Here is a 12,499-nt window from a genome sequence, read left to right on the forward strand (position 1 = left end):
AAGCAAGGACAACCAGCCGCCAGAATTCTACAGAAGACCAACCCCACGACGTCCTCGCCGCTCGAGCGCCCAGCGATACAGAGCAAGGTCGCCGACATGGTGGCGTTCGATCCGGGCCCGCAGTCCCGGATCGACCGGATAGGCCTCGCCTCCGCGCTCCGCGTTCACCAGCGCGGTCGACGCGACCGCCTCGCCGCCGATGCGCGGAGCCAGCCAGCCCAGGTCCTCGTCGTAGTGCTCGGTGATGCCGATGAAGTCGAAGCGCTCCGGATCCACCCCCCACAGGTACTGCCGGTAGACGTTGCGCATCTCGGGGCCCAGCGCGAAGCGCTCGAACGACCAGCGCTCGCGCAGCATCCGGTTGCGCAGCGGCTGGGCGGGATCGCGGCCGTCGTAGTCGCGCAGCCAGAACGCGTAGTGCGAGGCCAGGCGCTGCACCGGCTCGCGCATCCAGGTGATCCACAGCGCAGGGCGCGCGCCCAGCGCGAGCCGGTACTTCAACGCCAGGAAATGACCGTGGATGCAGGTGGCCTCCGGCAGCCGCCCGCGCAAGGCCAGGCCCGCCCGCAGCGCGTGCCGGCGACGCGTCCAGGCACCGTGCTGCATCGGCAGGTCGGCGTAGTCGTCGCGGTAGCCGGCGCCATGGGCGGCGCGCAGCGTGTCGGAAAAGCTGGTCCCCGCGGTCTTCGGCAGGTGGAGCGATATAAGAAGCGGTGGCCGGCTCACTGCGGCTCCAGCCCCGACAGCGGCGGCAGCGACCAGTCGACCGGGCCGCCTCCGCGGCGGGCCAGGTAATCGTTGGCGGCGGAGAAGTGCCCGCAGCCCAGGAAACCACGGTGCGCGGACAGCGGCGAGGGATGGGTGCTGCGCAGCACGCGATGGCGCTGCGGGTCGATCACCTTGCCCTTGGCCTGGGCATAGCTGCCCCAGAGCATGAAGACCAGGCCCTCGCGCTCGCGGTTGAGCACCTCGACGACGTGGTCGGTGAAGCCCTCCCAGCCCTTGCCCTGGTGCGAGCCGGCGCGGCCTTCCTCCACGGTCAGCACCGCGTTGAGCAACAGCACCCCGCGCCGCGCCCAGGGCAGCAGGCAGCCATGGTCGGGGCGGGCGATGCCGAGGTCGCGCTGGATCTCCTTGAAGATGTTGTCCAGCGAGGGCGGCACGCGCACGCCCGGGCGCACCGAGAAGCTCAGCCCGTGCGCCTGCCCCGCACCGTGGTAGGGATCCTGGCCAAGGACCACGACGCGCACCTGCTCGAACGGCGTGGCATCGAAGGCGGCGAAGATGTCCGGGCCGGGCGGGAAGATCCGCGCGCCTGCGGCCTGGCGCGCGCGCAGGAAGGCCGACAGCGCCTGCATGTCCTCGCGCTCGAACCAGTCCCCGACCCTGGCCTTCCAGGACGCTTCCATGCGGACCCGGTCGAGCGCACCGCTCACGCGCCAGCGCCCCCTGGCTCCGCCAGGCGCGACAGCCGCAGCTGGAACAGCACCTTGGTCACCAGCAGCCGCTCCTCGATCGGCTTGAGCACCAGGTCGTTGGCACCGTCGCGCAGCAGCGCGGCCTGGTTGGCGGGATTGGCGTCGCCGGTCATCACCAGCACCGGCAGCCGGCGCTTGGACCAGCCGAATTCCCCGCGTATGGCCTGCACCAGGTCGCCGCCGTCGAGCTCGCCCTTGAGGTAGACGTCGGTCAGCACGAGGTCGACGCCCGGCCCTTCGCCGGCGGCGAGGTTCCCGTGCAGGACCTCCAGCGCCGCCTCGACGCTGGTCACGTGCACCACCTCCATCTGCTGCGCCTTGAGCATGCGCGAGGTGGCGAGCGCGACGGTGCGGCTGTCCTCGACGTAGAGCACGCGCGCACCCGGGATCGGCGCCGGCTGCACGTAGCCGCGGATGAACTCGGCCAGCGCGCGGTGGCCGTGCGACTTGTCGAAGTAGTCGGTGACGTCGTCGCTGAAGTGGCGGCCCTCGAGGTGCTCCTGCGCGGTGCCCGAGATCACGATCACCGGCACGTAGCGCTGGCCGGCGGTCGCCCGCACGGCCTGGGCCAGCTGCTGGCCATCGCCGTCGGGCAGCACCAGCGAGGTGGTGGCGAGGTCGATGGGCGCGGCGGCCAGCGCGGCATGGGCTTCGGCCAGCCCGGCGCAGGCGACGATGTCGGCGCCCGGCAGCTGCGCCTTGAGCACGTCCACGATCAGCTTGCGCACCAGGCGCGAGCCGTCGGCGACCATGATCCGCGGCGCAGCGCCCTCGAGGTGCCGGATATCGGTCGCCCCGGACACGCTCAGGTCTCCGTGGGTCGCGTCTGGCGCAGGAAGTGCCCGGTGACCGCGCCCGCGCCGAGCCAGCCGAGCACGGTGGCGCCGGCGATCACCGCCAGTGCCTGGCGCGGCGGGAAGCCCTGCAGGGCGAAGCTGCTGCCGTAGCTCGCGGCCAGTTCGGCCAGCGGCGCCCGCAGCGCGGCCCCGGCGGCGGTCAGCAGGGCGAGCGCGAGCGCGCCGGCGCCCAGCCCGTACCAGGCGCCGAGGTAGAGGAAGGGACGGCGGATGAAGCCGTCGCTGGCGCCGAGCAGCTGCAGCACGCCCAGCTCCTCGCGCCGCGACTGGATGTCCAGGCGCACGGTGTTGCCGACCACCAGCAGCGCACCCAGGCCCAGCAGCGCCGCCAGCACCCAGGCCACGCGGCCGCCGAAGCGCAGCCAGCCGTCCAGGCGCTGGCGCCAGACCGCGTCGTGCTGCACCAGCTCCGCTTCGGGCAGGGTGCGCAGCGAGTCGGCCAGCAGGGCCTCGTCGCCGGCCGGGGTCACCACCAGTACGTGCGGCAGCGGGTTCTCGCCCAGCGCATCGATGGCCTCGTCGAGGCCGCTGCGTTCGCGCAGCTCCTCCAGGCCCTGCGCCGGCGTGCGGTGCTCGACGTCGCCGATGTCGGCGCGCGCACGCAGCTCGTCCGCGAGCCCGGCGACGCGGGTCTCATCGGTGGCCTGGTGCAGGAACACGGTGAGCTGGCGGGACGCCTGCACGTCGCCGGCGAAGCGCTCGACGTTCGACAGCACCAGCCACAGGCCCAGCGGCAGCGCCAGGGCCACCGCCATCACGCCGATGGTGAGCACGGTCGACCATGGGCGGCGGAACAGGCGGCCGAGGCTCGCCACGACGCTGTAGGCGTGGTGGTCGATCCAGGCGCCCGGGCGCGAACGCGACGCCGGCCTGGCGCGTGCGATGGGCTCATTCATCGGCCAGGTCCTCCGGCGCGATGTCGTCGGCCAGCTGGCCATGGTCGAGCACCAGCACGCGCTTGCGCATGCGCTTGACCAGGCCGAGGTCGTGGCTGGCCACGAGCACGCTGGTGCCCTGCTCCGGCAGCGAGGCGAACAGCGCCATGATCTCGGCGGCGAGCGTGGGGTCGAGGTTGCCGGTGGGCTCGTCGGCCACCAGCAGCCGCGGCTCGGCGACGACGGCGCGCGCGATGCCGACGCGCTGCTGTTCGCCGGCCGACAGCGCGCCCGGCAGCGCGTTGCCGCGCGCGCCCAGGCCAAGGCGCTCGAGCACCGGGCGCACGCGCCGCCCGGCTTCGCCGCGGCGCATGCCGCGCAGCACAAGCGGCAGCGCGACGTTGTCGTGCACGCTGCGGTCGGCCAGCAGGCGATGGTCCTGGAACACGACGCCGACCTCGCGGCGGTGCATCGCCACCCGGCCGCCGCGGACCTTGAGCAGGTTGCGCTCGCCGAACAGCACCGCGCCGCGGTTGGGGCGCTCGGAGAGGTGGATCAGCCGCAGCAGCGTGCTCTTGCCCGCCCCGGAATGGCCGGTGACGAAGAGCATCTCGCCGGCATCGACGCTGAAGCTCACGTCCTGCAGCGCGACGTGCCCGCCCGGATACTGCTTGCAGACATTGTCGAAGCGCAGGACCGGCGGCATCGCGGGGGCTCGTGTCAGGGGGAAGCGTGAGTATCGCCCGGTGGGGACGATCGAACCAGACGCGGGCCCGGTCCGCGCCCGGGTGGACAGCAGCGGGCTCCGGTTGCCGCCACGGCGCTTCGCGCATGGGGCACCGCCGCCTCTTCAGCGGCGGTGGCCATGCTCGCGCCGGTCAGTGCTGCGAACGCGGCGCGCGGGTGACCAGCTTGCGCAGGCCCTGGCCGATGCGGCCGAACAGCGACGGCGACTTCTCCTGCGCGGGCGCGGCGGGCTGGGCCGCCGGCTGCGGCTTCGGCGCGCGGGGTTCACGCGGGGGACGGGGCGCCCGCGGCTGTCCGCCGGCCTCGGCGCGCGGCTGCTGGCCGTCCTGCGCCGGCTGGCCTTCGCCATTGACGCGGCGGCCGCCGCGACGGCGGCGACGCTTGCGCGGTGCGCGCTCGCCTTCGGCAGCCGGGACGGCGGCAGCGGAGCCGGGCGCGGCGGGCGTGGCGGCCGCACCGTCGACCGCTTGGGCATCCTCGACGGCCACGCCTTCCACAGCCGCAGCTTCGGGGCGCGGCGCACGCGGCTTGCGCGGACCACGCTCGCGGCGGGCTTCGCCGGAACCTTCGCTGCGCGGACCGCGCGAGCGGCCACCGCCACCCTCGCGACGGCCACCGCCGCGGCGGGCCTCGTCGGCGGCGCGCTGCTCGCGCGCCTCGCGGAAGATCTCGCTGACGCTCTCGCCCTCGGCGGGATCGACCTCCACGCCTTCGCGCGGCTTGCGCGGCAGCGCGGTCAGCAGTTCCGGCGTCACCGGCTCGGACGGGATCTTCTGCTCGATGTAGGCCTCGATGTCCGGCAGGCCGATCGCGTAGCGCTCGCAGGCGAAGCTGATCGCGTCGCCCTCCTCGCCCAGGCGCGCGGTGCGGCCGATGCGGTGGACATAGTCCTCGGCATCGAAGGGCAGGTCGTAGTTGTAGACGTACTTCACGCCGTCGATGTGCAGGCCGCGGGCGGCGACGTCGGTGGCGACCAGGATCTCGAGCTGGCCGGCCTGGAACTTCTTCAGCAGGCTCTCGCGCTTCTTCTGCGGCACGTCGCCGGACAGCACGCCGACGCGGTAGCCGGCGCGCTCCAGCGCCCGCGCCACGCGCTCGACGAACACCTTGGTGTTGACGAACACCATCGTGCGCGCGCCCTCGCCGCGGGACAGCAGGCCCAGCAGCAGCGGCAGCTTCTCCTCGTCGGCGGGGTAATAGAGCTTCTGGCGCACGCGCGCTGCAGTGATGGTCTCGGTCTCGACCACCAGCTTCTGCGGCTCGTTCATGTGCTCGTAGGCGAGCTCGAGCGCGCGGTGGCTGAGCGTGGCCGAGAACAGCAGGGTCTGGCGCTCGGTGCGCACCGGCATGCGGCGCAGCAGGAAGCGGATGTCCTTGATGAAGCCGAGGTCGAACATGCGGTCGGCCTCGTCGAGCACGCAGACCTCGCAGGCATGCAGGCTCACCACCTTGTGCTGCTTGACGTAGTCGATCAGGCGGCCCGGGGTGGCGATGATGACGTCCACGCCCTCCTGCAGCAGCTGGCGCTGCTTGTCGTAGTCGACGCCGCCGTAGACCAGGGCGAAGCGCAGGCCGAGTTCCGGGCCGAACTTGATCGCATCCTTGTGGATCTGGATGGCGAGCTCGCGGGTGGGCGCCAGGATCAGCGCGCGCGGGTCCTCGGGCTTGCGGTCGGCCAGCGCCGGGCGCGTCAGCAGGCGGTTCACCACCGCGACCAGGAAGGCGAGCGTCTTGCCGGTGCCGGTCTGGGCCTGGCCGGCGACGTCGCCGCCGGGGAGCGCGACCGGAAGGGTCAGCGCCTGGATCGGCGTGCAGCGGGTGAAGCCGGCGGCCTCGAGGCCGGCCTGCAGGCGCGGATGGAGGTCGAAAGAAGAAAAAGTGACGTCGGTCAGTGGTTTGTCGGTCATTCGTCGGAAGTTCTGCGCGGCGTGGCGCGCTTGCGTGGAAGGCGGCAGCCAAGCAGACTGCCGTGGAGGATGTCGCGGCGGCCAGCCCCCCTTCGAAACTGACCCCCTCCGACGGGGCAGCCCCTTGAAATGGCCGCGAATCGCCCAAGTTTACCAGTTACCGCGGCCGCCAACCGCTCCGCCCGCCGGAGCCGGGCCGGCCGCCCCACGCAGGAGATCCCCGTGAGCCAAGCCGTCATCCACGCCAGCGACGCCGATTTCGACGCCACCGTCCTCGCCTCCAGCGAACCGGTGCTGGTCGATTTCTGGGCGCCCTGGTGCGGCCCGTGCAGGATGATCGCCCCCGCCCTGGACGAGCTGGCCGGCGAATACGCCGGACGCGCCAAGGTGGTGAAGATCGACATCGACCAGAACCGCGCCACCGCCCTGAAGTACCACGTGCGCTCGATCCCGATGCTGCTGCTGTTCAAGGACGGCCAGGTCCAGGCCACCCAGATCGGCGCCGTCGGCAAGCCCGTCCTGGCGCAGATGATCGACAAGGCCCTCTGAGGCCCGCACTGCAAAAACAACTGCAGGAACAACTCCAGGAGCAGCTGTAGGAGCAGCTACAGCTGCGACCGCATCATCACGCTGCGCACTTCCTCGGTTCTTCTGCTCCACGGGTCCTCGGCTCCCTTGGGTCCACGGGTCCTCGGGTCCGCGGGTCCTCGGGTCCTCGGGTCGCAGCTATAGCTGCTCCTACAGCCGCTGCTGCAGGGGTTCGGGCCGCGCGGTCGCTTGCCGGCTGGCGCGGGGGATGCTAGTTTCAGCAGCACTCCGGCGCGCCCATGACGCGCCGCACCTTCTGCAACACCCCTTCAGTCCATTCGCATGCCGCCCGCACAGGGCGCTCGCAGCTAGCGAGGTTCCGCACTTGTCAGACCATCCTTCCGATTCCGGCAATCCTGCCGATTCCGGCGAGCCCGCCGTGAAGCGCGTGCGCAAGCCGCGCGCAGCCAAGGCTGCCGACACCTCGTCCGAAACGGTCGCGGCCGCGCCGCCGGCGGCCGAGGGCACGGCTTCGAAGCCGGCCTCGAAGCCGGTACAGGCCGAACTCCCGGTCGAGACCCCGAAGGCGCCGGCCGCCGACGCGCCCGCCGCGCCCCCCGCGGCGACGTCCCAGCAGCAGGCGGGCAACGGCGACCAGCGTGACGGCGGCGACCGCCCGCAGGGCGGCCAGGACAACGGCCACCGCCAGCAGGGCGGCCAGCAGCACCAGCACGGCCAGCAGCAGGGCCAGGGCAACCGCCGCGAGCGCTTCAAGAACCGCCGCGACCGCCAGCGCGACCGCGGCGGCCGCGATGACGGCCTGCCGACCGAGAACAACGACCAGGCCAACCGCCTGCCGCCGCCGAACATCCCCGAAGGTTTCCCGCAGTACTCGCTGTCGGACCTGAAGCGGATGCCGGCGCAGAAGCTGCTCGACATCGCCGAGCAGCTGAACATCCACGAAGGCGTGGCCCGCGCCCGCAAGCAGGACGTGATCTTCGCCCTGCTCAAGGTGCTGACCCGCCACGGCGAGGGCGTCGTCGCCGACGGCGTGCTCGAGATCCTGCCGGACGGCTTCGGCTTCCTGCGCGCGGCCGAGGCCAGCTACCTGGCCGGCCCGGACGACACCTACATCTCGCCCAGCCAGATCCGCCGCTTCAACCTGCGCACCGGCGACCACCTGTCCGGCCGCATCCGCTGGCCCAAGGACGGCGAGCGCTACTTCGCGCTCAACGTGGTCGACACCATCAACGGCGAGCCGCTGGAAGCCTCGAAGAACAAGGTCCTGTTCGAGAACCTGACGCCGCTGTTCCCGCGCAAGAAGTTCAAGCTCGAGCGCGGCGACGGGTCCAGCGAGGACATCGCCGGCCGCATCCTCGACCTGATGGCCCCGCAGGGCAAGGGCCAGCGCTCGCTGATCGTGTCGCCGCCCAAGGCCGGCAAGACGATCATGATGCAGCAGATCGCCAGCGCGATTACCTACAACCATCCCGACGTGCACCTGATCGTGCTGCTCATCGACGAGCGGCCCGAGGAAGTCACCGAGATGCAGCGCACCGTGCGCGGCGAAGTGATCAGCTCGACCTTCGACGAGCCGGCCGCGCGCCACGTGCAGGTCGCCGAGATGGTGATCGAGCGCGCCAAGCGCCTGGTCGAGCACAAGAAGGACGTGGTGATCCTGCTCGACTCGATCACCCGCCTGGCCCGCGCCTATAACAACGTGGTGCCGAGCTCGGGCAAGGTGCTGACCGGCGGCGTCGACGCCAACGCGATGCACCGGCCGAAGCGCTTCTTCGGCGCCGCGCGCAACGTGGAGGAAGGCGGCAGCCTGACGATCATCGCCACTGCGCTGGTCGACACCGGCAGCGCGATGGACAAGGTGATCTACGAGGAGTTCAAGGGCACCGGCAACTCGGAAGTGCACCTGGACCGCCGCATCACCGAGAAGCGCGTCTACCCGGCGATCAACGTCAACCAGTCCGGCACCCGCCGCGAGGACCTGCTGATCGAGCCGGAGCTGCTGCAGAAGATCTGGATCCTGCGCAAGCTGCTGCATCCGATGGACGAGCTGGCGGCGATGGAGTTCCTGCTGGACAAGATGAAGACCACCAAGTCCAACGACGAGTTCTTCGCCTCGATGCGGCGCTGACCCGCCCGGGTCGCCGTACGGAAAGCCCCGCACTTGCGGGGCTTTTCATTGCGGTGCCTGCCCGGGACTTCGCGCTTCACTCCAGCCTGGCGAACGAGAACAATTCCGCCAGCGGATGCCGCCGGCGCTCCACCAGCGCCCGCAGCAGGCCCGCACCGAGCATGCTGTAGGTGATGCCGTTGCCGCCGTAGGCCATGGCGAAGTGCACGCGCGGCCCGTACTGGGCATGCGGGCCGAAGAACGGCAGGCCGTCCGCGGTCTCGGCGAAGGTGCCGGCCCAGGCGAAGGCCGGCGCCAGCGGCAGGTCGGGGAACAGCGCCGCCACCTGCTTCCGCAGCCGCCCGGCCTTGGCATCGACCCGCCGGTCGCGCCGCGCGGCGACGTCGATCGCATCGTCCTCGCCGCCCACCAGCAGGCGATCGTCGGACGTACTGCGCATGTAGAGGTAGGGCCGGGCGGTTTCCCACAGCAGCGTGCGGCGCAGCGCGCCCAACCGCTCCGGCGCGATGGGATCGGTCACGAAGGCGTAGCTGCTGCGGTTTCGCGCGACCCGCTGCCGCAGCCACGATTGGCCGGCATAGCCGGCGGCGAGGACCACGTGGCGTGCCCGCACGGTGGCGCCGGCGTCGGTGCGCAGGGTCACGCCACGGGCGTCGGGCACGATGTCCTCGACCCGCGTGCGGTCGTGCACGTGCACGCCGGCGGCCCGGAGCTTCGCGAAGATGCGCAACGCCAGCCGATAGCTGTCGACCTGGGCACCGGTCCGGCTGAGGATCGCGCAGGGCGCGTCGAAACCGTAGCGGTCCCGGACGTCGCCGGAATCAAGCCACGCCACCGCGAAGCCACGTGCGGCGCGGGCCTCGAACTCCTCGCGCAGGGCGCCGCGATGCCGGCGCTTGCTCGCGTAGTACAGGCTGCCGCAGCGCCGGAAGCCGACGTCGCGCACGCGCGCGGCCAGTGCCGCGAGCTGGTCGATCGCCTCCACGCAGGACCGGTAGGCGAGAAGTGCCGCGGCCTCGCCGTGTCGCCTCGCCAGATCGACCATGTGCGTGTCGATCTCGTACTGCAGCAACGCCGTGCTCACCGCGCTGCTGCCCCAGCCGACGTCGCGTTGCTCGAGGACGGCGACCTCGTGCCCGTGGGCCGCGAACTCGTCGGCGATCAGCGCGCCGGTGACGCCACCACCGACCACCGCGACGTCGCAGCGAAGGTCGCGCTCGAGCGGGGGAAAGGCGTGCATCAGCCCGTTCTTCACCGCCCACCAGGGGTAGCCGCTCTTCAGGTCCATGTGCCGGGGTCCGCGGGGAGGAAACCCGGCGCAGTCTGCACAAGCTGGTGGTGAACCCGGTTTCACGATGCACGGTCCCTGCGCAATACTCGATCCTTTCGCCACGGCCAGCCCCGGGGGTTCCGCAATGCGCAAGACCCTGTCCCGCCCGCTGTTCGCAGTCGCCGCCCTCCTCGCCTTCGGCAGCGCCGATGCCAGCCTGCACGGGCGCAACGGTTTCTCCGGCAACCCCGCCACGCAGAACGGCGCCACCTGTGCCGCCTGCCACGCGCCCGGTGCCAGCACGCCCACGGTCACCATCAGCGGGCCGCAGGTGCTCGATGCCGGCACCATTGCCGACTTCACGGTCACCATCAGCGGCGGCCCCGGCGCCACCGGCGGCCTGGGGGTGTCGTCCTCGGGCGCCGCTGGCAGCTTCCATGCCGCGGGCAAGGACGTGCACGTGATCGGCGGCGAGATCTCGCACACGCAGCCTAAGGCCTTCTCCGGCGGCTCGGTGAGCTTCGGCTTCCGCTGGCGCGCGCCGACCTGGAACGGCCCGGTCACGCTGTACGCCGCGGGCAATTCGAGCAACGGGCAGCTCGACCTGCTGGGCGACGGCATCGGCGCCGGCCAGCTCGCGATCACCGTGCGCAACGGCAGCGGCGGCCCGCCGGAGCCGCCCGCGCCGCCGCCGTCGGAAGCGACCCTGGAGCCGTTCGCCAGCGGGCTGTCGCAGCCGGTGGTCATCACCCACGCCGGCGACGCGCGCCTGTTCGTGGCCGAGCAGCCCGGCCGCATCCGCGTGATCGACCAGGGCACGCTGCGCCCGCTGCCCTTCCTGGACATCCAGGACCGGGTCGACGATTCCGGCAACGAGCAGGGCCTGCTCGGCCTCGCCTTCCATCCGCAGTACGCGAAGAACGGCTGGTTCTACGTCAACTACACCTTCGACCCACCCGGCAGCGGCCTCGACCGCACCCGCATCTCGCGCTTCAAGGTGGGCACGGACGCGAACGTGGCCGACCCCGCGTCCGAGCTGGTGCTGCTGGAGTTCGAGCAGCCCTACAGCAACCACAACGGCGGCGACATCCAGTTCGGCCCCGACGGCTACCTCTACATCGCCTCGGGCGACGGCGGCAGCGGCGGGGATCCGCAGAACAATTCGCAGAACCCCGGCCGCCTGCTCGGCAAGCTGCTGCGGATCGATGTCGACGGCAGCGGCGGGCGTGACTGCAGCATCGCCGGCGGCGCGCACTACGGCATCCCGGCCGGCAACGCCTACGCCGACGGCCCCGGTGGCGCCGGCTGCGACGAGGTCTTCGCGCTGGGCCTGCGCAATCCCTGGCGCATCGCCTTCGACGCGCTGCTGGGCGACCTGTGGATCGCCGACGTCGGCCAGAACGCCTACGAGGAGATCAACTTCATCCCGGCCGGCACCGGCGGCGGCCTCAACTTCGGCTGGCGCTGCTACGAGGGCGACCAGCCGTACAACAGCTCCGGCTGCAGCGGCGCCTACTTCGAGCCGCTGGTGACCACCAGCCACTCCGCCGGCAACTGCTCGATCACCGGCGGCCGCGTCTACCGGGGTGCCGCCTACCCGTCGCTGGCGGGGCGCTACTTCTTCACCGACTACTGCAACACCGCCGTGCGCACGATCACCTTCGACGCCGGCCAGCCGCGCATCGAGGACCCGATCCCGGCCGGCACCATCAGCCAGCCGGTGGCCTTCGGCGAGGACGTCGACGGCGAGCTGTACCTGGCCAGCCTCACCGGCACCCTCTACCGCATCGTCGGCACCGGCGACACGGTGGAGTCCCGGGTGTCGACGCTGTCCGGGCAGTGCCTGCACGCGCCATCGCCCGCGGCCGGGACCGCGCTCGCCGCCTGGCCCTGCAGCGGCGCCGCCGGGCAGCGCTGGATCCTGCGCGGCGACGGCTCGCTGTACAACCCGGCCTCGGAGCGCTGCGCAGCCGCCTCGGGCACGACCCACGGCGCGGCGCTGCGGCTGCAGGCCTGCAGCGGCACGGCCACCCAGCGTTTCACCGCCACGCAGGCGGGCGAACTGCGCGTGGCCGGACTGTGCATGGACCATTCGCGCACGATGCGCCGCGCGGTCCAGGCCTCCACCTGCACCGGCATCGACAGCCAGGCCTGGGTGCTCTCGCCGGCGGAGTGAGGCCTCAGCCCAAGTGGAACATGAGCTTGGCCAGCAGCACGATGCCGACCATGTGCCAGAACAGGCTGAGGTGGAGGCGCCTGGACACGGACGACACCAGGCGCCCCCTGCGGCGCAGCGACATCGCTACGATGAAGTGGCCGGCGACGCTGAGCGCGAGCACGATCTTGAGCGCCAGCAGCAGGCCGAAGTCGCCCTCCAGCGCGTCCGCAAGCAGCGCGCGGTAGCGCCAGGCCATGCCCAGCCCGCTGCCGTAGAGGACCAGCAGCACCCACGGCATCAGCCGGCTTGCGCGGCGGCCGATGCCGGCCTCGACCAGGTGCATGGCGTTGCGCGGCACGTGCCGGCGCACGCGCCCGAGGATCAGCACCTCGAAGAACACCGTGCCGACGAACACGAACGCGGCGAACAGGTGCAGGACGTGCATGACGGCGTAGTGGCCCATGCCGCCATCGTCGCGCGCCGCGGCGGCGCGACGCCATGACCCGGGTCAAGGCGTCTCTGCGCGGGGG

General features: G+C 71.8%; 11 protein-coding genes. 3 read left to right on the forward strand and 8 right to left on the reverse strand.

What is annotated here, in order from left to right; all coding sequences use genetic code 11:
• Positions 1–27: 27 nt before the first annotated feature.
• The 6 genes from IE168_RS06340 to rhlB form a co-directional block, all read right to left on the reverse strand.
• Positions 28–726 carry a hypothetical protein gene (locus IE168_RS06340; RefSeq protein WP_189496333.1) on the reverse strand — a complete coding sequence of 233 codons (699 nt, stop codon included), beginning with the start codon at positions 724–726 and terminating at the stop codon, positions 28–30.
• The gene (gene ung, locus IE168_RS06345; RefSeq protein WP_189496467.1) at positions 723–1,409 is read right to left on the reverse strand and encodes a uracil-DNA glycosylase; all 687 of its coding nucleotides are present in this window, start codon (positions 1,407–1,409) and stop codon (positions 723–725) included. The genes IE168_RS06340 and ung overlap by 4 nt, the downstream gene beginning before the upstream one ends.
• Positions 1,410–1,432: 23 nt before the next feature.
• Positions 1,433–2,230 carry a response regulator gene (locus IE168_RS06350; protein WP_189496469.1) on the reverse strand — a complete coding sequence of 266 codons (798 nt, stop codon included), beginning with the start codon at positions 2,228–2,230 and terminating at the stop codon, positions 1,433–1,435.
• A gap of 53 nt (positions 2,231–2,283) precedes the next feature.
• Positions 2,284–3,231 (reverse strand): permease-like cell division protein FtsX, encoded by a 948-nt coding sequence (gene ftsX / locus IE168_RS06355; protein ID WP_189496334.1) that lies wholly within the window; start codon positions 3,229–3,231, stop codon positions 2,284–2,286.
• Positions 3,224–3,916, reverse strand: coding sequence for a cell division ATP-binding protein FtsE (locus IE168_RS06360; protein WP_189496336.1), 693 nt, complete (start codon positions 3,914–3,916; stop codon positions 3,224–3,226). The genes ftsX and IE168_RS06360 overlap by 8 nt, the downstream gene beginning before the upstream one ends.
• Before the next feature lie 172 nt (positions 3,917–4,088).
• Positions 4,089–5,864 (reverse strand): ATP-dependent RNA helicase RhlB, encoded by a 1,776-nt coding sequence (rhlB, locus tag IE168_RS06365; RefSeq protein WP_189496338.1) that lies wholly within the window; start codon positions 5,862–5,864, stop codon positions 4,089–4,091.
• A 222-nt stretch (positions 5,865–6,086) separates the two neighbouring features.
• Between rhlB and trxA the strand changes: the two genes are divergently transcribed.
• Positions 6,087–6,413, forward strand: coding sequence for a thioredoxin (gene trxA, locus IE168_RS06370; protein ID WP_229823177.1), 327 nt, complete (start codon positions 6,087–6,089; stop codon positions 6,411–6,413).
• A gap of 364 nt (positions 6,414–6,777) precedes the next feature.
• A complete protein-coding gene (rho, locus tag IE168_RS06375) occupies positions 6,778–8,541 on the forward strand; it encodes a transcription termination factor Rho (protein WP_189496341.1) in 1,764 nt (587 codons plus the stop codon).
• 76 nt (positions 8,542–8,617) lie between these two features.
• Here rho and IE168_RS06380 read toward each other — a convergent pair whose 3' ends face one another.
• On the reverse strand, positions 8,618–9,829 hold the full coding sequence (locus IE168_RS06380; RefSeq protein WP_189496343.1) for an NAD(P)/FAD-dependent oxidoreductase: 1,212 nt from the start codon (positions 9,827–9,829) through the stop codon (positions 8,618–8,620).
• 127 nt (positions 9,830–9,956) lie between these two features.
• Here IE168_RS06380 and IE168_RS06385 point away from each other — a divergent pair, with 127 nt between their 5' ends.
• Positions 9,957–11,987 carry a PQQ-dependent sugar dehydrogenase gene (locus IE168_RS06385; RefSeq protein WP_189496345.1) on the forward strand — a complete coding sequence of 677 codons (2,031 nt, stop codon included), beginning with the start codon at positions 9,957–9,959 and terminating at the stop codon, positions 11,985–11,987.
• A gap of 4 nt (positions 11,988–11,991) precedes the next feature.
• Here the strand turns inward: IE168_RS06385 and IE168_RS06390 are convergent, their stop codons facing one another.
• On the reverse strand, positions 11,992–12,432 hold the full coding sequence (locus IE168_RS06390) for a CopD family copper resistance protein (RefSeq protein WP_189496348.1): 441 nt from the start codon (positions 12,430–12,432) through the stop codon (positions 11,992–11,994).
• Positions 12,433–12,499 lie beyond the last annotated feature (67 nt).

Origin of the sequence: Luteimonas padinae (genome assembly GCF_014652935.1) — a bacterium.
Lineage (GTDB): Bacteria > Pseudomonadota > Gammaproteobacteria > Xanthomonadales > Xanthomonadaceae > Luteimonas > Luteimonas padinae.